Raw genomic sequence first — 23,610 nt, forward strand, 5'->3', positions numbered from 1 at the left:
TACTTCACTCCCGGTATGAATGGCGTCTGGGAGATGTTGACCGCGAAGCTGCCGCTAAAGGTCGAAAGAAAACGAATTATTTCCGGGCGCGAGGATTTGATCCCTACACAACAGGATTTTTCTTACAAAACGTGAGGAATCGGCTCAATTGACCATAAATCTGAATTGGTAGACCTTGGGCTGCAGGACATCACAAGGACGTGCCATGCAATGCCAACACCTCGCACCACCGGCCATTTCGGTCTTGCCGCACACGGATAATAAAAAAGCAGGCCATCGAGCTGAATGCAGCAACAGCGCAAAAGCCACGGGAGAAGTTGATATGGATCCTCGCGTCACCGAGCTGGAAACACACCTCAAGAGCATACGCAGGGACATGGACGAAGTCCGGGGTGACGTCAAAACCATCAAGCACAGGCTTGCCTATTCCGCCGGAGGAACAGCGGTAATCCTCGGGCTCCTTGGCTGGATCGCCAATAGCCGTTTCGAGCAGGTTATTTCATTGCTTCTGGCACATTGAGTTGCCATCCACACAGAACCCGGTGCAATCAACCGGGTTCTGTGTGACATGGCCGCTGAAATTATCAGCTCAAGACTTCGCTCAGCGGAATGAAGAAAACGCTATCGCCCTGAACCAGCGTGCGACCTTCCAGGACTTCTACCAGTCCATCAGCCCAGGCAGCGCTACGCAGTACGCCGGAACTCTGGTTTCTGTAGATCGTCGCCCGGCCGTTTTCCAGCCTTCCGCGCAAATACTCACGCCGATTGCCGGGTTGGAGCCAGTCAAACCCTGCCGGCACCTGCACCTTCAGCGGCTCAACGTCTTGCACACCCTGACGGCGCAACAGATAGGGCCTGGTCAACAAGGCAAAAGTCACCAGGGTCGATGCCGGATTGCCCGGCAAGCCAATCACCGGTACACCGCGGAAATGCCCGAACGTCAGCGGTTTACCGGGTTTGATGGCGAGCTTCCACAGCGTCAATTCGCCCTCTCCACGCAAGGCGATGCCCAGAAAATCGGCTTCTCCTACCGATACGCCACCGGTCGAGAGGATCAGGTCGACATCCTTCAGCTCACCCAATCGGGAGCGAGTGGTTTGCAGATTGTCCGGAAGAATGCCCGCGTCGACGACCTCACACCCCAAACGCTGCAACCAGCTACACAACAACACCCGGTTGCTGTTGTAGATCTGTCCCGGCCCCAGCGCCTGCCCCGGCTCAATCAATTCGTCACCGGTAGACAGCACCGCCACACGCACCTTGCGAACCACCTCCAGCTCAGCACACCCCAATGAGGCAGCCAATCCTTGCTCGATCGGTCCCAGCCGCGTACCTGCTGGCAGAATCAGCTCGCCGACGGTGGTTTCCTGGCCTTGTGGGCGGATGTTCTGGCCCTGGGTCAAGGCTTCGGTGAAACGTACTCGCTCATCGGCCTGAACCTCGGCGTTTTCCTGCATCTCGACGCAATCGGCACCAGCGGGAACAGGTGCCCCGGTGAAAATGCGCGCACAGGTGCCTGGCTGCAACGGATCGGGGGCCTGGCCGGCAAACACCTTCTGACTGACCACCAACGGCTCTCCCGTCCAGTCCGCCATGCGCAAGGCATAACCGTCCATGGCACTGTTGGGCCAGGGTGGCAGGTCAAGGGTCGACACCAGATCTTCAGCCAGTACACGCCCCTGTACCTGCGCCAACGGCAGGCGTTCACGCTCGACAATCCTTGAAGCCTCGGCCATTTCCAGCAAGCGCGCCAAAGCCGCCTCGACAGGCATCAGGCTGCCAGTCTTGCCGGGCTTACCCACGGGATTCACAAGGCGCTGCCTGTTTCAAGTGAGGCACGAAATTGCACGGGCGATGGCGTGCGTCCAGTTGCTCGGCCAGTATGCCGTCCCAACCGGTGCGCACGGCATTGGTCGAGCCCGGCAAACAGCAAACCAGCGTGCCATTGGCCAGACCGGCCAACGTCCGGGACTGAACGGTCGAAGTGCCGATATCGGCAACCGAGATCTGTCGGAACAATTCACCAAATCCATCAACCTGCTTGTCCAGCAGGCAGCTGACGGCTTCCGGTGTGCTATCACGTCCGGTAAAACCGGTGCCGCCGGTGATCAGCACAACCTGCACGACATCGTCGGCAATCCAGTTGGCGACTTGCGCGCGAATTTTGTAGAGGTCATCTTTGAGCAACACCCGGGCTGCCAGGTTATGACCGGCAGCGGTCAAGCGGTCGACAAAGAGCTGGCCCGAGGTATCGGTTTCCAGTGTGCGGGTGTCGCTGACAGTCAGCACGGCAATGTTCAGCGGTGCGAAAGGTACATCAGCCTTGGCTTTCATAGGCTCGTCCAGTTGTAGGAGAAACAGCCCGGTGTTATATCACAGCGCTCCGTTTTTTCGCCGCTCCCATGGAGACCTGCCATGACCACGAATTCACAATTACCACCCTGCTCCATTCTGCTCCTGGCGGGCGGGCGCGGCCAACGTATGGGTGGTCAGGACAAAGGGTTGCTGAACTGGCGTGGCGAACCCCTGATTGCGCACTTGCACCGCAAGACCCGCCCGCTGACCGATGACCTGATCATCTCCTGCAATCGCAACCTTGAGAAGTACGAGCCCTACGCCGACCAGTTGGTCCACGATGATGAGGGTGACTTCCCCGGGCCTCTGGCCGGTATTCGCGCAGGCCTGAAAGCAGCTCGCCATACTCACCTGCTGATCTTGCCATGTGACGTTCCGGGCATTGATGCGGCGCTGATCGGCAACATGCGCGAGGCCGCCAACCTGCATCCGGACAAGCCGCTGATGGTGCGGCATGACGGCCACTGGGAACCGTTGTTGTGTGTGATTCCTGTGCTACACAGGGCAGCCTTTGAAGATGCCTGGAACGAAGGTGAGCGCAGCCCTGGCCGGTTGATGCGCAAGCTCGGTGCGACCGCACTGCAATGCCCCGACAATGACCCTCGGCTGGCCAACCTCAACACGCCGGAACTGTTAAGCGGTCATGACTCTGTGTCAGACTGAGATTGATCAGGAACTTGCGCGGACGGTGCACGTCTCAAGTTCAGTAACCAAAGATTTTTTATTCGGAGACACACACTCATGACTCAACGGACCCTCGCCACTTTCATGCTCGCACTCGGCCTCGCCACCCTCGCCGGTTGCGCATCGCCTACGGTGATCACCTTGAATGACGGTCGCGAAATCCAGGCCGTCGACACGCCACAGTTCGACAAGGACTCCGGCTTCTACGAATTCGAACAGCTCGACGGTAAACAGACCCGCATCAACAAAGACCAGGTCCGTACCGTCAAAGAGCTGTAAACCTGGCGCTGCCGGATACGAAAAAGCCCGCTTGATGCGGGCTTTTTCATGCCTGAAGAACAGCGCTTCAGGATCGCTTCATGATCACCATTGCAGGGTGATTTCACTCTCGAACGCTCGCCCCTGGCCCGTGACCGGATCGATAAATTTCAGACCCTGCGCCAGCAGTTTCAAAGGATTGGCGTAGTCATCCTGCGCATCCTTGAGCACCTCGGGGTAAAACGGGTCGTTGCAGATAGCGGCTCCCAGCGCTGCCATATGTACCCGCAGTTGATGCTTCTTGCCCGTCACCGGGTAAAGACCATAACGCCAGAGCTCCCCCTGCTTCTCCCTGACTTCGACCGCAGTCTCGGTGTTGCTGGCCCCCGGCCCTTCCTGCATGCGGAAGAACGGTTCGCCTTCGACCAGTCGGCTTTTATGAACCAGCGGGAAAGCAACGTCAGGCAACGCCGCTGCAATGGCCTCGTAGCGCTTTTCGATCTGCCGGGTTGGAAACAACGACTGATAAGCCGAACGACTCTGCGGATTGGCGGAAAACAGCACCAACCCTGCGGTGTGCCGATCGATGCGATGCAAAGGCACCAGATGCGGATTGTCCAGGCGGCGGATCAAGCGCCGGAGCAGCGTCTGTTCGACGTATTCGCCGGCGGGCGTCACAGGCAGGAAATGCGGCTTGTCGGCCACCACCAGATGCTCGTCCGCGTACAGGATCGACTCGGTCACCGGGATCGGCCTTTCATCCGGCACTTCGCGAAAATAATGGATCCGCAAACCTTCCTTGTAGGCCAAATCGAGGGCGATCGGCATGCCCTGCCCATCAAGGACCCGGCCACGGGCGATTCTGTCCAGCCATTGTTCACGACCGATGGCGCTGAAATGCTCACACAGGCAATCGACAACGGTGTGCCACGGGCCAGGTGGCAAGTAGAGCGTACTGGCCTGACTGTGTGCCGCGGAAAAAGAAGAAGTGGACATACGAAAGCTCTAACCCTCAATGCAGGGCGGCATTATCCAACAGCAGCGGAAAGGAACCTAGAGGAGATTCCTCAAGCCGGGATCTGCGTGCGCGCCGCCGCTTCGGTGTACTCCTTGAGCCAGCGCAGTACATCAACCGCTTCCCAGCGAGCGGGGTCATACAGGGCGTACAACAATCCCTGATAACCCACGACATCGAGTTGCCGGTGATAACCGGCGCGTTGGAACAAGGCTTCGATTTCTGCGAAACAGGTATTGAAATGGGTTTTGTTGAAGGGCGTTTTCCCCTCCGTCACCAGACCATCCAGACGCAACTCCTGGACGGCCTCGCGCACGACGTCTGCGGACATCCGGTTCACGCTGTTCTTCAACTGTTCGACATTGACCACAATTCATCCCTCTCACACCCGGGCTCGCCTGCTCACTCCCAAAATCAGGAACGGCAATGCATGCACCGCGAATAACTGTATGCGCATACAGTATCCGATCAGCACTGGTTAAGCCAAGGGGATCAATCGCAAAGTTCGACAGGCGGGACATGCTACCAGCGCAAAAGCCGCTTAACTCAGGAACGTCACCACCTGATCGGCACTGAACGGCCAGCCCAGTTCAGCGCCAGTGTCGACCCGCCGCAACACGGGAATACGCAGGCTGTAAGCGGCGAACCACGTTTCATCGTCAGCGATATCCACCAGTTCCACCAGCAGACCGCGCTCGACAAACTCCATCAACATGGCTTCGGCTACTTCACAGAGATGGCATCCAAGGGTGCCGAACAGCTGACATTCGGGAAGCATGAGTGCTCAACCAAAAAATGAAGTGACCATTCTAGGCCTGCCCCGAAAAACCGTCGAGCCATTGAGCCCCCTGCCCTGATTCCACCGACGATGAACAGACCCGAGTCAGTCCTGGCTCACCGCGCCGATCTTGTGAATCGACAGGTCCGCGCCGTAATACTCCTGCTCCTGGCTCAGGCGCAATCCATGCAACGCCTTGATCACGCCATACACCGCGAAGCCGCCGGTCAACGCCACGGTCACGCCCAGTGCAGTGCCGATCAACTGGCTGATCAGACTGACCCCACCCAGACCGCCCAAGGCACTCTGGCCGAAGATGCCGCAGGCAATGCCGCCCCATACACCGCACAAGCCATGCAATGGCCACACACCCAACACATCGTCGATGCGCCATTTGACCTGGGCTGCGGTAAAGCACCAGACAAACAAGGCGCCCGCGACGGCGCCAGTGACCAACGCCCCCACAGGATGCATCAGGTCGGACCCGGCACAGATTGCCACGAGCCCCGCCAACGGGCCGTTGTGCAGAAAGCCGGGGTCGTTGCGCCCGACAATCAACGCCGCCACTGTACCGCCAACCATGGCCATCAGAGAGTTCACTGCCACCAGTCCGCTGACACCTTGCAGGGTTTGCGCGCTCATGACGTTGAAGCCGAACCAGCCGACGATCAGGATCCACGAGCCCAACGCCAGAAACGGGATGCTCGATGGCGCGAACGCGACCAGCCGACCGTCGCGATATCGGCCGTTACGCGGCCCGAGCAACAGCACGGCCGCCAGTGCCAGCCAACCGCCCATCGCATGCACCACCACTGAGCCTGCGAAATCATGGAAACCGGCGCCAAAGCGCTCCAGCAACCAGGCCTGCAAACCCAGGTTGCCGTTCCAGACCATGCCTTCGAAGAACGGATAGATGAACGCGACAATCAACGCGGTTGCGCACAGTTGCGGGACAAACCGGGCGCGCTCGGCGATCCCTCCGGAAATGATCGCCGGGATCGCCGCGGCAAAGGTCAGCAGGAAGAAAAACTTCACCAGTCCATAGCCGTGGTCGGCATTGAGCACGGCCGCCGGTTGCATGAACGTCACGCCATAGGAAATCCAATAGCCTATAAAGAAGTAGGCCAGTGTCGAAACAGCGAAGTCGCTGAGGATTTTCGACAGCGCATTGACCTGGTTTTTCTGGCGCACGGTGCCGACTTCGAGAAAGGCAAAACCGGCGTGCATGGCCAGAACCATGACCGCACCGATCAGAATGAACAGCGTGTTGGAGCTATGGACCAGGGTGTCCACAGCGCTTTGCAGGTTTTCCATGGGATGGGCAGACCTTATGGCAGAAAAAAGCACCAAAGCAGTTCGCTATTTGCGCCCATGCACCAAGTTGCGGCTTCGAAGTATCAGCGTGCTGAACTTGTTGAACCGTTTTGGCGCACGGACACCGTCCAGGAAAAACGCGCCCGGGACGTTTACGCGAGTTTTTGATTGTTGGTCCTACGGTTTTACTGAAATCATGCCCGGCTATAGCGCAATGGTGCGGACCGGCGCACCACGACACAGCAAAAGTTGTACCAGTCATTTGTACTGAACCTTCGATGAAGGCCCATACTCGAACCCATCAGAAAGCCACTTAAGGAGATCCACCATGGCCCGCCCCCAGGCAAAGACTGCTCAAGAAATCCTGATGAACGACTTTCAGACACTGGTCAGTGACACCGAACGGTTGCTGGAACACACCGCGACCCTGGCCGGTGACCAGGCCGACGAGTTGCGCGAGCAGATTCACGACAGTCTCTTGCGTGCCCGTGAAACGCTGAAACTGACCGAAGACTCCCTGCGTGAACGCGGCCAGGCGGCTGTGACCGCCACCGAAGACTATGTCCAGGCCAACCCCTGGCAGTCCGTCGGGATCGCGGCCGGCGTGGGTTTCCTGATCGGCCTGCTGGCCAGCCGGCGCTGATATGTCGATCGGCGAATCCGGCCCGTCTGTAGCGGGAACCAGCTCCTCATCGCGGCGCCTGGGCGCTGCCTTCCTTGGGTTGCTGCACAGCCATGTCGAATTGTTCGGCATCGAATTGCAGGAACAGAAAGCCCGTACCGTCAGCCTGTTGCTGTTTGCCGGTCTGGCGCTGGTGTTTGCGTTGCTGCTGTTGGTAGGACTGTCGACGCTGGTGCTTATCGTGTTCTGGGACACCTATCGCCTGGCCGCCATCATCGGGCTCTGTGTGTTCTATACCCTCGCCGCCATCTTCTGCGCGATGCGCTTGAGAGCGGCGATTTTCGATGAGTCCTCGCCCTTCCACGGCACGCTGGAAGAGCTGGCCAACGATCGGGAGCGCCTGCTGCCATGAGCCTGCCTGAACTGCCACACAACAGCTCGCGCACGGAAATGCGCAAGGCCCTGATCCGCCTGCGCATGGAAATGCATCGTCAGGAAATCCGCCACGAATCCGCGCAACTGCTGCAACCTTTGCAACGGGTACGTGGAATGACGCAAAACCTGCAGGACGGTTTCGGCATCAAGCACGCTCCACTCTGGGGCGTGGCCGCCGTCACCTTGCTGGGCTTCCTGACCGGCAAGGGGGCAAAAAACGGGGGTGGCCTCAGCAGCCTGACCCGGATGATCCGCCTCGGCACCACACTGGTGCCGCTGATCAAACTGATCATGCAAGGTTCTTCACGCAAAGACTGATCGGTTTCTAACTGGCTGCATTCTTGCAACGTCGACCGGATGCGCCCCTCTATCGAGGGGCGCAATCCTGTGCGCCTACCCGGTCTACAGGCACCATCCAAAAACAAGATCTACCAAGGAGGTCTCGTGATCGACGGGCAACCGCTCGCCTGCTTTCAGCCGTTCATCGATACCGCCACCGGCCGTATCGCCGGCGTCGAGGCGCTGGGCCGTTTGCGCCAGGCCGATGGTCGACTGGCCTCGGTGGGGCCGCTGTTTGCCAACCCGCGCACCAACGCTGCCGCCCTTCGTCGCCTGGACCGACAAGTACGCGAGGATGCCTTGAGTCGCCTGCATGAGGCGCCATCCGACTGGTTTCTCAGCCTGAACATCTCCCCGCGCTGGATCAGTCGCTTGCGTGCGGAGCAGCCGCTGCCGAGCCTCAAGCAATTGAGCCGGCAAGCTGTCGACCCACGGCGCATCGTTTTCGAAATCACCGAGTTGGGTGGCGACACCCAGCGCCTGGCACAGGTGGTGGCACGTTACCGGCAAGCTGGCGCGCGGATAGCTATCGATGATTTCGGCGCTGGTTACTCGCAACTCGATCGCGTATTGGCCCTGCAGCCGGACATTCTCAAGCTCGACATGCGACTGTTCCAGGCCGCGGCACTGGGTGGCCCAAGCAGCGACGTGGTCAAGGCGCTGGCGCAGATGGCGGAAAAGACCGGCTGCTGGATCATTGCCGAAGGCGTGGAAACCGAAGCTCAGTTGAATTTTGCCCTGGAATGCGGTTCGCGCTACGTACAAGGCTTTCTGTTCGCCCGGGCGCAAGAAGCGTTCTTTGCCACAGACGCCTTTGTCGAACGATTCGCACAACTGCGCCAGCGCTACGTTCAACAGAAACTCACCGAGCATGGCCGCCTGATGATCATGCGCCAGCAGCTCAGCGAACTGATGGCCATTCTACAATCCTGGGCCGAGGCACGTGCACCGCTCAATGCCCTGCCGCAGCTCAACGCCTTCCCATGGCTGCTGCGCTTTTATCAGTGCGACCGACACGGCACGCAACTGACCCCGAATCTTGAGTGGCGCAATAACCGTTGGGAAGCCGACACTCGCTACCTGGGCCACAACTGGTCCTGGCGCCCCTACTTTTATCACCTGCTGGCGCAAGGCTTGGAAGAGCGCCGCCTGACCCTGTCCAACACCTATCGCGACGCCACGAGTAACCAGTACTGCCTGACCGCCGGGCAGTTTTTCGACAATGGTGATCGCCTGCTACTCATCGATATCGACGCAGCCGGCTTGTAGTTCCGCTTGCAGGTCATGGCGCGAACCGGGAAGCTAGGCCATCAGTCACCTGACGGAGAGACCCCGCCTTGGATTGGCACACCCTGCTCACCCGCGAACGCCTCGGAAAGCCTCTGCACAGCCCTGAAGAGCTCGGCCGCAGCCCTTTTCACAAAGACCACGACCGCATCATTTTCTCGGGGGCTTTCCGCCGCCTCGGGCGCAAGACCCAGGTCCATCCGGTGTCCAGCAATGATCACATTCATACGCGCCTGACCCACTCGCTGGAAGTCAGTTGCGTGGGTCGCTCACTGGGCATGCGGGTCGGCGAAACCATCCGCAGCGCCCTGCCCGACTGGTGCGAACCCAGCGACCTGGGGATGGTGGTGCAATCGGCCTGCCTGGCACACGACATCGGCAACCCGCCTTTCGGCCATTCCGGTGAAGACGCGATCCGTCACTGGTTCCAGCAAGCGGCCGGCCGTGGCTGGCTGGATGCAATGAGTGAAGCCGAGCGCAATGACTTCCTGAATTTCGAAGGCAATGCCCAGGGCTTTCGGGTACTCACGCAACTCGAGTATCACCAGTTCGACGGCGGCACCCGACTGACCTATGCAACGCTGGGCACGTACCTGAAGTATCCATGGACGGCCAGGCACGCCGACTCGCTGGGCTACAAGAAACACAAGTTCGGCTGCTATCAGAGCGAGCTTGCGCTACTGGAGCAGATCGCGAATAAACTCGGCCTGCCACAACTGGAGGAGCAACGCTGGGCGCGGCATCCGCTGGTGTACCTGATGGAGGCCGCCGACGACATCTGCTATGCGCTTATCGACCTGGAAGACGGCCTGGAAATGGAGTTGCTGGAATACGCTGAAGTCGAGTCCCTGTTGCTGGACCTGGTGGGCGATGACTTGCCGGAGACCTATCGCCAGCTCGGTCCCGGTGATTCGCGCCGACGCAAACTGGCGATCCTGCGCGGCAAGGCCATCGAGCACTTGACCAACGCCGCGGCCCGCGCCTTTGTCGAGCAACAGGACGCGCTGTTGGCTGGTACCTTGCCCGGCGACCTGGTGGAGCATATGCACGGGCCCGCCAAGCGTTGCGTGCTGAACGCCAAGGACATGGCCCGCAAGAAAATCTTCCAGGACAAGCGCAAGACTCTGCACGAGATCGGAGCCTATACCACACTGGAAATCCTGCTCAACGCCTTTTGTGGTGCAGCGCTGGAGCAGCACAACGGACGTACGCCGTCGTTCAAAAGCCGTCGCATCCTTGACCTGCTGGGCAACAATGCACCCGATCCACACGGCCCGTTGCACACTTCGTTTTTACGCATGATTGATTTCATCGCCGGAATGACCGACAGCTATGCAAGCGACATGGCCCTGGAGATGACCGGACGCGCTAGCCACTGAGGTGTATCGATTGGTCAGCCATTACGACATTCGTTATGGCTGATCCCCCCTTCAACATCCAACAGCGCTCAAGTATCGGCGAATCGCCCTACAGCACATGGCGAGCAAACTGATCGCTTGCCTGACACTCTCGCGAAACAATCGCCCTCCCTTCTGTTTGACAGTTGAAGTGCGCCCATGGCCGAAGACGATCTACGCATTCTCGTGGTGGAGGACCACCCCTTCCAACTGATAGCGACTCAATGCCTGCTGGAAAGTTATGGCTTCACTCGGCTGACGACCACCGACAGCGCCAAAGGCGCCATGCAGCAAATGCTCAGGGCCGACCAGCCGTTCGACATCCTTTTATGCGATCAATGCCTGCCCGATCTGACAGGGCTCGATCTGGTCCGGTTCGCCAGCCGGCGAGGGCTGATCAGACGGGCGATCATCCTGAGTAGCCTGACGATGTCTGAATTGGATGAACTTGTAAAAACGGCCACTGAACACGGGTTGCCATTATTGGGCTATTTGATAAAACCGTTGAAACAATCTGAATTCAGAGAGTTGTTGACTACAACTCAAACACAGGAAAAAACACATATAAAAACAAATAAAAATACAATGAAAAACTGATAAAAGACCTGCTGCCAAAGTTCATCCGGACATCGAATTTTCTTGGCCTTCCTAATAAGAATCCCAACTACTACGTAGTCTTATTCTTTTTAATGTGTAGGATTTTTCCTATATTGCGGCTACAGCTCGGTCAGTTCATGCGTCCCTCCAAGTATCTGAGCTAAGGTGCGCGCTTTGTTTGAGCTCGCATGGGATTTTATTATGAACTCCGTTTTTATTGTCGATGATCACCCGGTTATCCGCCTTGCCGTTCGAATGTTACTGGAACATGAAGGTTACAAAGTCGTCGGCGAAACCGATAATGGGGTCGACGCCATGCAGATGGTTCGCGAATGCATGCCGGACCTGGTGATTCTCGACATCAGCATTCCAAAACTTGATGGCCTGGAAGTGCTATCCCGATTCAACGCAATGAGTACCCCTCTTAAAACGCTGGTACTGACAGCACAATGCCCGACACTTTTCGGCATTCGTTGCATGCAATCCGGTGCATCGGGCTATGTCTGCAAACAAGAGGACATCAGTGAACTGGTCAGCGCCATAAAAGCGGTATTTGCCGGTTACAACTATTTCCCGAGCGAGGCCCTGAACCCCGTCCGAGGAGATGAAACACGCTGCATCGAACTGGAATTGTTCAAATCCGTAAACGACCGGGAGTTGATGGTCTTGCAACTTTTTGCCCAAGGTCGCACAAACAAGGAAATCGCCAAGGGCATGTTTCTGAGCAACAAGACCGTGAGCACCTACAAAAAGCGCCTCATGCAGAAACTCAAAGCCAAATCCCTGGTTGAACTCATTGAGATGGCAAAACGTAACGCACTCGTGTGAGAACCTGGATGCCCAGCCGTTTGAAGGTCTATCTGATTCAAGTGACCGCAGGTCTATGCGTGAGCACCTCGTTGTTCGGGGCACCGGGCAATGAACACTACACGCTGCTCAGCCGCTCGAAGGCCGGGACGCTGGAGATTCGACTGGATGAAACCCAGCGACAATGGTTAACCCAAAAAAATCAACTGACGCTCGGTACGTCGGCCCCCGACTACCCCCTTTCGACCTGACCACCAGCGGTCAGGACTATGAAGGGTTTACCGCCGATTACGCAGGTCTTCTGGGAGAAGCGACTGGATTGTCTGTCAAGGTTCGGCGTTTTGACTCTCGAGGGGCCGCGATCGCCGCGCTGCAGAACGGCGATGTCGATCTGCTTGGCACCGCCAATGGATTCGAAGCGGACAATACCGACATTGCTCTGTCCATACCCTATGCCGTCGACCAACCCGTACTGGTGACCCGCGAAGGGGAAACCCGATCCCTCACCGATGGCCTGGCCGGATTGCGCCTGAGCATGGTGTATCACTACTTGCCGCTGGCGGAAGTCAAGGCGTTGTACCCGAAGGCGATCATTACGTCCTATCCGTCCTACCAGAATGCGATCAATGCCGTTGCTTTCGATCAGGCCGACGTGTTTCTCGGTGACACCATTTCAACTCACTACATGATCAACAAGGGGTACCTGAACAACATCCGCATGGCCAACTTCGGCAAACATGAAGCCTTTGGTTTCAGCTTCGCCGTTAACAGGAACAACCCCGAGCTGCTCGGCATCATCAACGCAATGATCAGGGCCATCCCCTCCAGTGAACGAGAAAACATCGCCAAACGCTGGAGCGCCGGCAGCGACATTCTGCTAACCGATCAAAAGCTGCAACTCACTGACCGGGAAGAACGCTGGCTGGCACACCACCCGATAGTGCGCGTCGTCGTCAACGAAGCCTTCGCGCCACTGACGTTTTTCGATAGCAATGGCAACTTTCGCGGGGTCAGCGCGGATTTGCTTGAGCTGATCAGGTTGCGCACCGGCTTGCGCTTTGACATCCAGCGCAGTCGGAACGATGACGAGATGATCAAACAGATCAGGGACAACCAGGCCGATGTGATCGGCGCGCTACTCCCCAGCGCCCAGCGTCAAACCCAACTGAACTTTACCCGCCCCTTTCTGGAAAATTCCTACGTCCTACTGACCCGTAAAGCCGCCGACAGCCCGACCAACCTCGAGCAGTTGCAGGACAAGCGCCTGGCCATTGCCCGCGGCAATCCACTCATGGATTACCTGCGCAGAGAGTTTCCCCGTATCAAGCTGATCGAAACCCCGGACACCTTCAGCGCCGTAGAGATGCTCGCCGAAGGCCAGGCCGACGGCTCGGTGAATTCACTGATCATTGCCAACTACTTCACCTCATCGAGTCTCTTCGAGCACACATTGCAAATCAGCACCACCATCGGCACCGAGCAGGCGGCGTTTTCCCTTGCCACCGCTCGGAATGCCAAGGAGTTGAACGCCATTCTCGACAAGGCGCTTCTGAGCATCTCGCCGGAGGAGCTGGGTATCATCAACAGTCGCTGGCGCGGCTATTCGGCATCGTCGCAAAGCACCTGGCGCAATTATCAAAGACTGTTCTACCAAATTGTCATCGGTGCTGGCGTGCTGTTGCTGATTTCCGTTGCGTGGAACGACTACATGCGACGCCAGATCAAGCAACGCAAGGCTGCCGAGCGTGCGTTGAGCGATCAGTTCGAGTTCATGCGATCACTGGTCAATGGCACGCCCCATCCGATCTATGTACGTGATCGCCAGGGGCTGCTGCAAAGTTGCAATGACAGTTACCTGCAAGCGTTCTGCGCCAGGCGTGAAGATGTCATCGGCAAAAGCGTGATGCAGGGAGCGATGAGCAATGTGTTCGAAGCCCGGGAGTACCAGGCTGACTACCAACGCGTGGTGACCGAGGGCAGGCCGTTGATCGTCGATCGCGAACTGCACATTGGCGGCCGGCGGCTGACGATCTATCACTGGATTCTTCCCTATCGGGATTCCAGCGCGAAAGTGCAAGGCATTATCGGTGGCTGGATCGACATCAGCGATCGGCGGCAACTGCTCGATGATCTGCGTTGCGCGAAAGAACGCGCCGATAACGCCAACCGGGCCAAAAGCACGTTTCTGGCCACGATGAGCCATGAGATCCGCACACCGATGAATGCAATCATTGGCATGCTTGAGCTGGCACTCAAGCGTCTTGATCATCAGCACGCGGAGCGTCCGGCCATCGATGTCGCGTATAACTCGGCGAAAGGCTTGCTGGAGCTGATTGGCGACATCCTCGACATTGCCAGAATCGAATCAGGGCGCTTGAGCCTGAGCCCGGAGCGCGTCAATCCGGGTGAACTCGTGGCCTCGGTCGTGCGGATCTTCGATGGCCTGGCCCGACAGAAGGAACTCGAGCTGGTGCTGGAGTTTTCATCGGCCAACCCGCCCTTCGATGTGTTGCTGGACCCTTTGCGCTTCAAACAGGTGCTATCCAACCTGATCAGCAATGCCATAAAATTTACCGAGCAAGGCCAGGTCCGGGTCATTGTCGACCTGCAGCCGGCAACACAACCCGATCATGCGCAGATGCGGGTGCAGGTTCACGACAGTGGTATCGGGATCAGCGAACAGGAGCAACAGCGCCTGTTCGAACCCTTCGCCCAGGCCGACCACACCATGCAATCGGCCAGGGGAGGCGCGGGGCTGGGGCTGGTGATCAGCCGCAATCTCTGCGAGATGATGGGCGGTAGTCTGCAATTGCGCAGCAAGTCGGGTGCCGGCACTCAAGTAGAGGTGCTGCTGCAGCTGGAAACGTTGCCGCTGCAACAGTCAGCCCAGGTGGCAGAAACCCAAATCGTCGTCGCCGCAACCCCATTGAATGTCCTGGTGGTCGACGATCACTCGGCCAATCGTTTGCTCACGTGCCAGCAACTGGAGTTTCTTGGGCATCGATTTTCCGTCGCGGCCGATGGCCAGGAGGGACTGGAGGTCTGGAAAGACCACCCGTTTGATCTGGTGATTGCCGATTGCAACATGCCCGTCATGAACGGTTACGAGCTGGCCCGTGCCATTCGCCAGCATGAAAGACAAAACCATCGTCCTCCCTGCACCGTTGTCGGCTTTACCGCCAATGCCCAACCGGAAGAGGTTCAACGCTGCAAGCAAGCCGGAATGGACGACTGCCTGTTCAAACCCCTCAGCCTCGGCGCCTTGAGTCTATGGGTAGAAGGCATTGAACCCAGCCATGCAACCCCGGCGTTCAGCCTCCGCGGGTTGAAACAGCTGACCGGGGACAATCCGATGTTGAACCGGCGATTGCTGAACGAATTGGTGAGCAGCAACCGCCAGGATCTGCAAACACTGTTGACGCTATCCAGTTCCGGGGATAGGCAGGCGCTGCAGGATATTGCCCACAAAATCAAAGGCGCAGCCCGGATAGTGCAGGCCTCTCGCTTGATCGACAGCTGCGAGGCACTTGAAGCTGCCTGCCATGAGGATTTCGATCGCGAAAAAGTGGCTGGATGCTGCAAATCCATGGAGTGCGCCATGCTTGAGTTGGACGACGCGTTACTGCGTCAGATTGACCATTATGACGAAGGCAAAGTGACAGAGCCTTAACTATGCTTGGCCCCTTGGCAGTGTGTTGACCATCATGGAGAAACCCGCAATGCCTAACCCACTGCGCCCCGATCCACGCCGGTTTCCACTGCATGTCCATATCAGCGTGATGTTCACCTTTTTGTTGTTGCTGACCGGGGTAGTGCTGGGACTTTTCAACTACCGGCAAACCACACAAATCATACTGTCGAGCAGTGAAAAACTCTTCAACCGCATTGAGCAGGATGTCCGACTGGACCTGCATGCGACCTATGAGCCCATTCGTCATCTGTTGAGCCTGTTGGCACTCAATCCGGCGGGCCAGTCCACTGATCTGGAACAACGCCTGGCACTGCTCGAACCGTTCAGCCAGTCACTCGAGGACAACCCCAATCTGGCCTCGCTGTACCTGGGCTACGACAATGGTGACTTTTTCATGGTCCGCCCGCTGCGTACCCCAGAGGTCAAGGCCCTGGTAAAGGCCCCGGACACCGCGGCTTATCAAGTCTGGAGCATCGAACACAACAGCAGCGGCCAGGTCCGTTCCCAGTCTTTGTTCTTCGACCGGAACCTGGCACTGGTCAGCCATCAGGACAACCTGAACGACACGTACGACCCACGTAACCGTGCCTGGTTTACCAGCGCCCGCGGCGACAATGACCAGATCACGACCGAACCCTATATCTTTTTTTCCACCCACGACATTGGCACGACGCTGGCACGCCGCAGCGGTGACAAGGCAATCCTGGCCGCCGACCTGACCCTGGCCGAACTCAGCGCGACCCTGGCCAAGCACGTCGTGACCCCCAATACCGAAATCGTGCTGTTCGATGCGCAGGGCAATGCCATTGCCTACCCCGATAGCCGCAGGCTGATCGTCGATGACCAGACATCCCGCCTGATCAAGGCAGCGGACCTCAACCCCAGCCTGGGCGCGTTGCTCAACAGTCCGTCTCAAGGCAACCGCCTGAACGCCAGCGGCCGACAGTGGATCGTGGCCCGCAGCAGCATGCAGGAAGGCGGCCCCCAAGGCCTGCAACTGGCTCTGCTGGTACCGGAAGACGAGTTGCTCGTCGACGCTTACCGGATGCGCTGGCAAGGCGCGCTCATTACCCTGGCAACACTGTTGTTATGCGTGCCGTTGGGTTGGCTGACATCAAGAGTCCTGGTCAAACCCTTGCGCGCCCTGGTGCAGGAGGCCGATGCGATTCGCAGTTTCGATTTCAATTTCCCTCTTTCCCGTCGCTCGCCGGTGCTCGAAGTCGACCAGCTGAGTGTGTCGATGGCACGGATGAAGGACACACTGGCGAGTTTCTTCCAGATCACTGACAGCCTCAGCGCCGAAACCCGTTTCGCCCCGCTGCTGGAACGGGTGTTGTTTGAAACCGTGAAAATCGGTCAGGCCCAGGCCGGCCTGATCTATCTGCGCGAAGGTGATGGTGAGCAAATGGAACCCCACGGCCTGGTCATCAATGACACCGCCGAAGACCTGCAATCCTTCGACATTCGCGGACACTCGCTCGAGAACCCGCAAAGCCCCACATGGCTACAGCAACTGGCAATCGTCGACAATGTCGTCAGCAACCTGGGGTTCGAGCAGGCGGGTGATCTGCAGAAAGTCTTGCTCGCGCTGAAAAGTCCCCGGGTTCATCTGATCGGAATCCGCCTGCACAATCGTCACAACGAAACCGTGGGCCTGCTGGTGCTGCTGCTGGCCGACAGTGGCGAGCAAAGCGACCTGGACAAACTGCGACCGGACCGCATTGCGTTTCTCCAGGCGGTGTCCGGCGCGGCTGCCGTGTGCATCGAAAGCCAGCGCCTGCAAGCCCGGCAAAAACAACTGCTGGACGCCTTCATTCAACTGCTGGCCGGCGCCATCGACGCCAAAAGTCCCTACACCGGCGGCCATTGCCAACGCGTGCCGGAACTGACCCTGATGCTCGCCCATGCGGCGGCGGCCAGCCAGGAGCCTGCCTTCAGCGCCTATCGGCCAACCGAAGATGAATGGGAGGCACTGCACATCGCCGCCTGGCTGCACGATTGCGGCAAGGTCACCACGCCGGAATACGTCGTCGACAAAGCCACGAAGCTGGAAACCCTGACCGATCGCATCCACGAAATCCGCACCCGCTTCGAGGTACTCAAGCGCGATGCCTGGATCAGCTACTGGCAGGCCATCGCCCTGGGCGGTGATGAGCAATCGCTGGCAGAACTGCGCAATGCCAGCCTGGCCGGGCTGGATGATGATTTCGCCTTCGTTGCCCGCTGCAATCTTGGTGGCGAAGCCATGGCCGACGCTGATCTGCAACGTCTGCGCAGCGTGGCTGAACGCACCTGGACCCGAACCCTGGATGACCGGCTGGGCGTGTCCTGGGAGGAGAACCGGCGTCAGGCCCGAACACCCGCCCCCACCCTGCCCGTCAGTGAACCCTTACTGGCGGACAAGCCTGAGCATCTGTTCGAACGCAGTGAACACGAAGTGATACCGCAAGATAATCCCCTGGGCTTCAAACTCGATGTGCCGCCCCACAAATACAACCGGGGTGAGCTGTACAACCTGAGCATTGTCCGCGGCACCCTGACGAGCGAAGAGCGTTATGTCATCAATAACCACATCGTCCAGACGATCCTGATGCTCAACCATCTGCCGTTCCCCGCGCACTTGCGCAACGTCGCGGAAATAGCCGGTGGGCATCACGAGAAAATGGACGGCAGCGGTTACCCGAAACGCTTGAAGCGCGAAGAAATGAGCCTGCCGGCGCGGATGATGGCGATAGCCGATATTTTCGAAGCGTTGACGGCCGCCGACCGCCCCTACAAAAAAGCCAAGACCTTGAGCGAGGCGCTGGGCATCATGGCCTTCATGTGCCGTGATGCCCACATCGACCCGGAGCTGTTCGGCCTGTTCATCAAGGCACAGATCTATTTGCAATACGCCAGACGCTTTCTCGACCCGCAGCAGATCGATACGGTAGACGCGTCGGGCCTGCTGGCCAAGGCAGGCCTGGCGTCTTGATCAGCAGTCGGTCAGGCGTAGGAAAATTGCCGCCAGCTGTTCGATTCCGGCCTGGTCCTGCGCGGTAAAACGCGCGAGCTTCGGACTGTCGAGATCGAGCACGCCGATCAATCGGCCATCCTTGACCAACGGCACCACCAGTTCGCTGTTCGACGCGCTGTCGCAGGCAATGTGACCGGGGAACGCGTGCACATCTTCGACCAACTGAGTCTGCAAGGTCGCGGCTGCGGTTCCGCAGACGCCACGCCCGAACGGAATCCGCACGCAAGCGATCTGCCCCTGAAACGGGCCCAGCACCAGTTCCTCATTGCGGTTGAGGTAAAAACCGGCCCAGTTCAGGTCTTCGAGCTGATTGAACAGAAACGCCGAGAACTGAGCGGCATTGGCGATGAAGTCCCGCTCGTCCGCCAGCAAGGACTCCAGTTGCGCATGCAGCATGCCGTAGCCTTCGAGGCCCTGGCCGCTCTTTTGTAAATCGATCATGCCTTGTGCTCCAACAGTTTCAGCCCGACCCAGTAACGGGCAAATTGATAGGCGCAACGTCCATTGCGATTGCCTCGGCCAGTGGCCCAACGTACCGCCAGAATGTCCAGTTCTTCGCTGCGCTGCCACGCCAGTCCGGCCTTGCCGGCCAACTGGCCGATCCAGTGCTCGACGACGTTGAGGAAGTGTTCCTGGGTAAACGGATAGAACGACAGCCACAAACCGAAGCGGTCCGACAGCGCGATCTTGTCTTCAACCGCCTCGCTGGGATGCAGTTCGCCGTCGACCCGTTTCCAGTTTTCGTTGTCACTTTCCTTTTCCGGCACCAGATGGCGACGGTTGGACGTGGCGTACAGCAAAACGTTGTCCGGAGCCTGTTCCAGTGAGCCATCAAGGACGCTTTTGAGCACTCGGTAATCGCCCTCGCCCGACTCGAACGAGAGGTCATCGCAAAACAGCACGAAGCGCTGGGGAAGCTTGCCGATCTGTTCGACCACTCGCGGCAGGTCTGCCAGATGATCACGTTCAATCTCGATCAAACGCAAACCGGCGTGAGCGTGTTCGGCCAACAAGGCGCGCACCAGCGACGATTTGCCGGTGCCGCGTGAACCCCAGAGCAAGGCGTGGTTGGCGGGCATGCCATCGAGGAATTGTTGGGTATTGCGCCCAAGTTGCTCGACTTGCCGGTCGACGCCGATCAGGTCCGACAGGCGCATGTCGAGGCTGACCTCCAGCGGCATCAGATAACCGCCGCGCGACTCACGCTGCCAGCGCGCGGCCAGGCAATGCGTCCAGTCGATGGCTGGCCGGGGTGCCGGCAGCAACGGCTCGATTCGGGCCAGAACGGCATCGGCGCGTTCAAGAAAAGCATTCAATCGGGAATCCACGACTTCTCCTCGGGCACGTTCACAGTAATGATGGTGATACAGCGACGAAACACAGCGTCAGACAAGTGGCAGCCCCCGCGGTACAGGCCTCACGAGAGCATCAGCAGACAGGCATGATCGACTATGCTTGAGCAGCGAAAGGAAACGGAAGTGGTTCACCCCCCCATGGACATCAAATTCACCAACCGGCTGTCATTCAAGCAAGCCCGGCTTACCGTGCTGGTCGGTTTCATTTTGGGCACGCTGCTCAGCCTGCTGCAAATAGGCATCGATTATGCCAGTGAAGACGCTTCCATCAATCGTGAAATCCTTTCATTACTTGAAATCAGCCACAACCCGGCTTCGCGAATCGCCTACAACATCGACGCCGAACTCGCCAAGGAACTGACCCAGGGTCTGCTGCGCTCGCCGGCGATCATCGGCGTGAAACTGACCGACAACAACGGCACCGTGCTGGCCAACGTCAAGCGACCCGGCATGCAAAACGGCTACCGGCTGTTCAGTGACTTCCTGTTCGACGCCAATCGACAGTTCGAAGACCGACTTTACCTGGATCATTTACCCAACGAATCCCTGGGAACACTGCGGCTGAACGTCGACACCTACGCCTTCGGCAACCGCTTCCTGCGCCGGGCCGAAGTGACCCTGCTCAACGGTTTCGCCCGCAGCCTGCTGCTGTCCGGCATCCTGTTGGCGCTGTTCTATGTGATGCTGACCAAGCCTCTGGTGCGGGTCATCCGTGAACTCAGCGGCCGCGACCCGAGCAGTACCGAGCCGACGTCGCTGGAATGTCCCGCCGGGCATGCCAACGATGAGATCGGCGTGCTGGTCAAGGTTGCCAACCAGCAGTTCAAAAACATCGCCACCGAAATCCAGCAACGGCGCAACGCGGAAAACCGCCTGACCGAGTACCTCGGTCAACTGGAAAATATCGTCTCGGCCCGCACCGCCGAACTCAAGGCGATCAATACCCGACTGAGCCAATCCAATGAGGAACTGGAAGCCGCCCGCAGTACCGCACTGGACATGGCCGAAGCCCGATCGGTGTTCCTGGCCAACATGAGCCATGAAATCCGCACGCCCCTCAATGGCTTGCTCGGGATGATCGCACTGTCCCTCGATGGACCACTGAATGCCGAACAACAGCAGCAACTGTCGATCGCTCATGACTCGGGCAAAGTGCTGGTGGAACTGCTCAACGATATTCTCGATTTGTCGAAGTTCGATGCCGGTCAACTCGAACTCGAACACATCCCCTTCGACCTCGGCTCGCTGATCGAGGACACCGCCAACCTGTTGTCGCAGAACGCCGCCCCCAGCGTCGAACTGACCTGCCTGATCGATCCGCACTTCCCGGCACTGGTGCTCGGCGATCCGACCCGGGTGCGACAGATCGTCAGTAACCTGCTGTCCAACGCCCTCAAGTTCACCCGTTTCGGGCGTGTCGACGTGCGCCTGTCGACCTTCGAGGACGGCGTCAGAATCGAGGTCTGCGACACCGGCATCGGCATCCCCCGGGATGCCCAGTTCAAAATCTTCCAGCCGTTCACCCAGGCTGGCGCCGGTATTACCCGCCAATTTGGCGGTACCGGGTTGGGCCTGGCGCTGACCTACAATCTTTGCGAAGCCATGCAAGGGCGCCTGACGATCAGCTCCGAGCCGGGTTTTGGCAGCCAGTTCTACGCGGATCTGCCATTGCCCAGCCACACCCGTGCAATGCCTGTCGTTTTGCTCAAGGGCAAAGTCATCGCCATCACGGCCGCCAGCAGCGGGCTGGGCGAACTGCTGAACAGTCTGTTACCTGGCTGGGGGCTGGACTATGAACGCCGCTCCATGGATGACCCACTGCTTGGCCTGGCAGCCGATGTGCTCATCACTGACTGCCCCGAATGCCTGTTCAATTTGCGCCCCGCCCTCAGCGCGCCGATCCTGCTGATCACCGCTTATGGCAACTTCATGCCCGGCGAAGAGGTCAATGCCCTCGCGCCCCTGCAACAACAGGCCCGCCCCCTGGCCCGCAATACGCTGTATCAGTCCTTGCGGCGGATCCTGCAACCGCAAACCCACCCGATCAACGATGCTCCGCCCGACGCACAATCCCCGCAATGCCGCGGGCGCGTGCTGCTCGTGGAAGACAACCCGGTCAACCAGTTGGTGGCCAAGGGCATGCTCGGCAAACTCGGCTGCGAGGTGACCACCGCGTCCCATGGTGGCGAGGCCCTGGATCAACTCGAGCAACGGGATTTCGACCTGGTGCTGATGGACTGCAACATGCCGGTGATGGACGGCTACGAAGCCAGCCGGCAAATCCGCCGCAGCGGGCGCTGGCCCCAACTGCCAATCGTCGCCCTGACGGCCAACGCCATGTCAGAGGAACGCGAACGCTGTCGTGCCGCCGGCATGAGCGACTACCTGGCCAAACCCTTCCGGCGCGAAGAACTGGCCGCCCTGCTGGACTTGTGGATTCCCGCTACGACAGCGCCTTGATCTGCCCCAACAGGTGATCGAGACCGTCGCGCAAGTCGTTGAGACGATTCAGATCGACCCCGCTGTCGCACAACAGGCGCGCCTTGAGTGGCCCGACTTGATCGCGCAAGGCCATGCCAGCCGGCGACAGGCTCAGGTGCACTTCACGCTCATCGCGCGCCGAACGCTGGCGCTGCACCAGTTGCAGTTGTTCGAGGCGCTTGAGCAAGGGTGTCAGCGTGCCGGAATCCAGGGCCAGACGCTCGCCCAACGCCTTGACGGTCGGTTGCTCCGGAGCCGCTTCCTGCCACTCCCACAACACCAGCATCGCCAGGTATTGAGGGTAGGTCAGGCCCAACTGATCGAGCATTGGCTTGTAGGCCCGAATTACCGCCCGGGAAGCCGCATACAGCTTGAAACACAGCTGGCTGTCGAGCTTCAGGGAATCGACTGACAAGGTGTTCATTTGAGCAGGGCTTCGATCTCTTGGGTCAGGTCCTGCGGCTTGGTCGCCGGGGCGAAGCGCTTGACCAGTTGCCCGTCCTTGCCGATCAGGAACTTGGTGAAGTTCCACTTGATGCCCTGGGAGCCCAACACACCCGGTGCGCGCTTTTTCAACTGCACGAACAGCGGATGGGCGTCGGCGCCGTTGACGTCGATCTTTTTGAACAGCGGGAAGCTGACACCGAAGTTCAGCTCGCAGAACTCGGAGATCGCCCCTTCATTGCCCGGCTCCTGCTTGCCGAACTGATTGCAGGGAAAACCGAGCACCACCAGCCCCTGGTCCTTGTAGGTCTGCCACAGCTCTTCCAGGCCTTTGTACTGCGGAGTGAAACCGCACTTGCTGGCCGTGTTGACCACCAGCACGGCTTTGCCGGCGAAATCCGCCAGAGTCTTTTGCTCACCCTTGATCGTGGTGCAAGGGATGCTCAGCAGGTTGTCGCTCATGTTCGAGGTTCCGAGTGAATGCCAGAGAAAACAAAATAGCGAGCAATTGAATTGTGTGCAATTTAAATAATTGCACAGACGATCAACTGTAGGAGCTGGCTTGCCAGCGAAGGGGCCCTCAAGTATTGCATCGCATTCAAGGACGCCATCGCTGGCAAGCCAGCTCCTATGTATGGACTCGCCCCCACTGTCTACCCGCTTTTGAAAAACCGCTGCCCCGTTGCATCTATGTATTAGGCCTATTCGTGGAAGCCGTCTTCGGCTTCTGGCCAA

The 23,610-nt window shown here is 58.7% G+C and carries 22 protein-coding genes and 1 pseudogene; 13 read left to right on the forward strand and 10 right to left on the reverse strand.

The genetic code is table 11. The features are described 5' to 3' along the window. Positions 1-205 precede the first annotated feature (205 nt). Positions 206-520, forward strand: coding sequence for a hypothetical protein (locus KGA88_RS11330; protein WP_223591029.1), 315 nt, complete (start codon positions 206-208; stop codon positions 518-520). Positions 521-584: 64 nt separating this feature from the next. On the opposite strand, the gene glp is transcribed toward KGA88_RS11330, so the two are convergent. Then, positions 585-1,811: a gephyrin-like molybdotransferase Glp gene (gene glp, locus KGA88_RS11335; protein ID WP_223591031.1), complete on the reverse strand. Its 1,227-nt coding sequence runs from the start codon at positions 1,809-1,811 to the stop codon at positions 585-587. Further along, complete coding sequence (gene moaB / locus KGA88_RS11340) at positions 1,795-2,334, reverse strand: molybdenum cofactor biosynthesis protein B (protein ID WP_085725009.1); 540 nt, start codon at positions 2,332-2,334, stop codon at positions 1,795-1,797. Before moaB ends, glp begins: the two co-directional genes overlap by 17 nt. An 81-nt stretch (positions 2,335-2,415) precedes the next feature. On the opposite strand from moaB, the gene mobA reads away from it, so the two are divergent. Both mobA and KGA88_RS11350 read left to right on the forward strand, forming a co-directional pair. Beyond that, complete coding sequence (gene mobA, locus KGA88_RS11345) at positions 2,416-3,018, forward strand: molybdenum cofactor guanylyltransferase MobA (protein ID WP_223591035.1); 603 nt, start codon at positions 2,416-2,418, stop codon at positions 3,016-3,018. 78 nt (positions 3,019-3,096) lie between these two features. Beyond that, positions 3,097-3,318: a YgdI/YgdR family lipoprotein gene (locus KGA88_RS11350; protein WP_007994800.1), complete on the forward strand. Its 222-nt coding sequence runs from the start codon at positions 3,097-3,099 to the stop codon at positions 3,316-3,318. Positions 3,319-3,402: 84 nt separating this feature from the next. On the opposite strand, the gene KGA88_RS11355 is transcribed toward KGA88_RS11350, so the two are convergent. The 4 genes from KGA88_RS11355 to KGA88_RS11370 form a co-directional block, all read right to left on the reverse strand. Further along, positions 3,403-4,293: a pseudouridine synthase gene (locus tag KGA88_RS11355; RefSeq protein WP_110657433.1), complete on the reverse strand. Its 891-nt coding sequence runs from the start codon at positions 4,291-4,293 to the stop codon at positions 3,403-3,405. A gap of 71 nt (positions 4,294-4,364) precedes the next feature. Next, a complete protein-coding gene (locus tag KGA88_RS11360) occupies positions 4,365-4,682 on the reverse strand; it encodes a transcriptional regulator (RefSeq protein WP_110657431.1) in 318 nt (105 codons plus the stop codon). 171 nt (positions 4,683-4,853) lie between these two features. Continuing rightward, positions 4,854-5,090, reverse strand: a complete 237-nt coding sequence (locus KGA88_RS11365) for a glutaredoxin family protein (protein WP_110657429.1) — start codon at positions 5,088-5,090, stop codon at positions 4,854-4,856. A gap of 105 nt (positions 5,091-5,195) precedes the next feature. Further along, the gene (locus tag KGA88_RS11370) at positions 5,196-6,404 is read right to left on the reverse strand and encodes an ammonium transporter (protein WP_223591043.1); all 1,209 of its coding nucleotides are present in this window, start codon (positions 6,402-6,404) and stop codon (positions 5,196-5,198) included. A gap of 328 nt (positions 6,405-6,732) precedes the next feature. On the opposite strand from KGA88_RS11370, the gene KGA88_RS11375 reads away from it, so the two are divergent. The 9 genes and pseudogenes from KGA88_RS11375 to KGA88_RS11415 all read left to right on the forward strand — a co-directional run bounded on the left by KGA88_RS11375 (position 6,733) and on the right by KGA88_RS11415 (position 18,553). Then, complete coding sequence (locus tag KGA88_RS11375; RefSeq protein WP_110657425.1) at positions 6,733-7,047, forward strand: YqjD family protein; 315 nt, start codon at positions 6,733-6,735, stop codon at positions 7,045-7,047. 1 nt (position 7,048) lies between these two features. After that, positions 7,049-7,438, forward strand: a complete 390-nt coding sequence (locus KGA88_RS11380) for a phage holin family protein (protein ID WP_223591045.1) — start codon at positions 7,049-7,051, stop codon at positions 7,436-7,438. Next, entirely contained in the window at positions 7,435-7,779 is a 345-nt protein-coding gene (locus tag KGA88_RS11385; protein WP_110657421.1) for a hypothetical protein, read from the forward strand. The genes KGA88_RS11380 and KGA88_RS11385 overlap by 4 nt, the downstream gene beginning before the upstream one ends. 126 nt (positions 7,780-7,905) lie before the next feature. After that, positions 7,906-9,069, forward strand: a complete 1,164-nt coding sequence (locus KGA88_RS11390; protein ID WP_223591061.1) for an EAL domain-containing protein — start codon at positions 7,906-7,908, stop codon at positions 9,067-9,069. A 68-nt stretch (positions 9,070-9,137) separates the two neighbouring features. Then, complete coding sequence (locus KGA88_RS11395) at positions 9,138-10,466, forward strand: deoxyguanosinetriphosphate triphosphohydrolase (protein ID WP_110660604.1); 1,329 nt, start codon at positions 9,138-9,140, stop codon at positions 10,464-10,466. Positions 10,467-10,643: 177 nt separating this feature from the next. Then, positions 10,644-11,081, forward strand: coding sequence for a response regulator (locus KGA88_RS11400; RefSeq protein WP_110660605.1), 438 nt, complete (start codon positions 10,644-10,646; stop codon positions 11,079-11,081). Between the two features lie 201 nt (positions 11,082-11,282). Beyond that, complete coding sequence (locus KGA88_RS11405; protein ID WP_008002663.1) at positions 11,283-11,909, forward strand: response regulator transcription factor; 627 nt, start codon at positions 11,283-11,285, stop codon at positions 11,907-11,909. Positions 11,910-11,917: 8 nt separating this feature from the next. Then, positions 11,918-15,558, forward strand: a pseudogene (locus KGA88_RS11410) (transporter substrate-binding domain-containing protein). A 49-nt stretch (positions 15,559-15,607) separates the two neighbouring features. Beyond that, a complete protein-coding gene (locus KGA88_RS11415; RefSeq protein ID WP_223591078.1) occupies positions 15,608-18,553 on the forward strand; it encodes an HD domain-containing phosphohydrolase in 2,946 nt (981 codons plus the stop codon). On the opposite strand, the gene KGA88_RS11420 is transcribed toward KGA88_RS11415, so the two are convergent. Together KGA88_RS11420 and KGA88_RS11425 are read right to left on the reverse strand one after the other, a co-directional pair. After that, positions 18,554-19,036, reverse strand: a complete 483-nt coding sequence (locus KGA88_RS11420) for a GAF domain-containing protein (protein WP_110663191.1) — start codon at positions 19,034-19,036, stop codon at positions 18,554-18,556. It abuts the gene before it with no gap. Then, positions 19,033-19,923, reverse strand: a complete 891-nt coding sequence (locus KGA88_RS11425) for an ATP-binding protein (protein ID WP_110663273.1) — start codon at positions 19,921-19,923, stop codon at positions 19,033-19,035. The genes KGA88_RS11420 and KGA88_RS11425 overlap by 4 nt, the downstream gene beginning before the upstream one ends. 123 nt (positions 19,924-20,046) lie before the next feature. On the opposite strand from KGA88_RS11425, the gene KGA88_RS11430 reads away from it, so the two are divergent. Beyond that, on the forward strand, positions 20,047-22,410 hold the full coding sequence (locus KGA88_RS11430) for a response regulator (protein ID WP_223591080.1): 2,364 nt from the start codon (positions 20,047-20,049) through the stop codon (positions 22,408-22,410). Here KGA88_RS11430 and KGA88_RS11435 read toward each other — a convergent pair. After that, positions 22,394-22,855, reverse strand: coding sequence for a MarR family winged helix-turn-helix transcriptional regulator (locus KGA88_RS11435; RefSeq protein ID WP_007983496.1), 462 nt, complete (start codon positions 22,853-22,855; stop codon positions 22,394-22,396). The two genes, KGA88_RS11430 and KGA88_RS11435, sit on opposite strands and share 17 nt — an antisense overlap. Next, a complete protein-coding gene (locus tag KGA88_RS11440; protein WP_110659420.1) occupies positions 22,852-23,337 on the reverse strand; it encodes a glutathione peroxidase in 486 nt (161 codons plus the stop codon). The genes KGA88_RS11435 and KGA88_RS11440 overlap by 4 nt, the downstream gene beginning before the upstream one ends. Positions 23,338-23,610: the final 273 nt, after the last annotated feature.

The organism is Pseudomonas sp. A-R-19, from assembly GCF_019956575.1.
Lineage (GTDB): Bacteria > Pseudomonadota > Gammaproteobacteria > Pseudomonadales > Pseudomonadaceae > Aquipseudomonas.

Excerpts from the sequence above, each read along its gene's own strand:
- KGA88_RS11350 (WP_007994800.1), top strand. The coding sequence starts at position 3,097 with ATGACTCAACGGACCCTCGCCACTTTCATGCTCGCACTCGGCCTCGCC.
- KGA88_RS11440 (WP_110659420.1), bottom strand. The coding sequence starts at position 23,337 with ATGAGCGACAACCTGCTGAGCATCCCTTGCACCACGATCAAGGGTGAG.
- KGA88_RS11365 (WP_110657429.1), bottom strand. The coding sequence starts at position 5,090 with ATGCTTCCCGAATGTCAGCTGTTCGGCACCCTTGGATGCCATCTCTGT.
- mobA (WP_223591035.1), top strand. The coding sequence starts at position 2,416 with ATGACCACGAATTCACAATTACCACCCTGCTCCATTCTGCTCCTGGCG.
- KGA88_RS11370 (WP_223591043.1), bottom strand. The coding sequence starts at position 6,404 with ATGGAAAACCTGCAAAGCGCTGTGGACACCCTGGTCCATAGCTCCAAC.
- KGA88_RS11420 (WP_110663191.1), bottom strand. The coding sequence starts at position 19,036 with ATGATCGATTTACAAAAGAGCGGCCAGGGCCTCGAAGGCTACGGCATG.
- KGA88_RS11330 (WP_223591029.1), top strand. The coding sequence starts at position 206 with ATGCAATGCCAACACCTCGCACCACCGGCCATTTCGGTCTTGCCGCAC.
- KGA88_RS11430 (WP_223591080.1), top strand. The coding sequence starts at position 20,047 with ATGCTTGAGCAGCGAAAGGAAACGGAAGTGGTTCACCCCCCCATGGAC.
- KGA88_RS11435 (WP_007983496.1), bottom strand. The coding sequence starts at position 22,855 with ATGAACACCTTGTCAGTCGATTCCCTGAAGCTCGACAGCCAGCTGTGT.
- KGA88_RS11380 (WP_223591045.1), top strand. The coding sequence starts at position 7,049 with ATGTCGATCGGCGAATCCGGCCCGTCTGTAGCGGGAACCAGCTCCTCA.
- KGA88_RS11405 (WP_008002663.1), top strand. The coding sequence starts at position 11,283 with ATGAACTCCGTTTTTATTGTCGATGATCACCCGGTTATCCGCCTTGCC.
- moaB (WP_085725009.1), bottom strand. The coding sequence starts at position 2,334 with ATGAAAGCCAAGGCTGATGTACCTTTCGCACCGCTGAACATTGCCGTG.
- KGA88_RS11415 (WP_223591078.1), top strand. The coding sequence starts at position 15,608 with ATGCCTAACCCACTGCGCCCCGATCCACGCCGGTTTCCACTGCATGTC.
- KGA88_RS11375 (WP_110657425.1), top strand. The coding sequence starts at position 6,733 with ATGGCCCGCCCCCAGGCAAAGACTGCTCAAGAAATCCTGATGAACGAC.
- KGA88_RS11385 (WP_110657421.1), top strand. The coding sequence starts at position 7,435 with ATGAGCCTGCCTGAACTGCCACACAACAGCTCGCGCACGGAAATGCGC.
- KGA88_RS11355 (WP_110657433.1), bottom strand. The coding sequence starts at position 4,293 with ATGTCCACTTCTTCTTTTTCCGCGGCACACAGTCAGGCCAGTACGCTC.
- KGA88_RS11400 (WP_110660605.1), top strand. The coding sequence starts at position 10,644 with ATGGCCGAAGACGATCTACGCATTCTCGTGGTGGAGGACCACCCCTTC.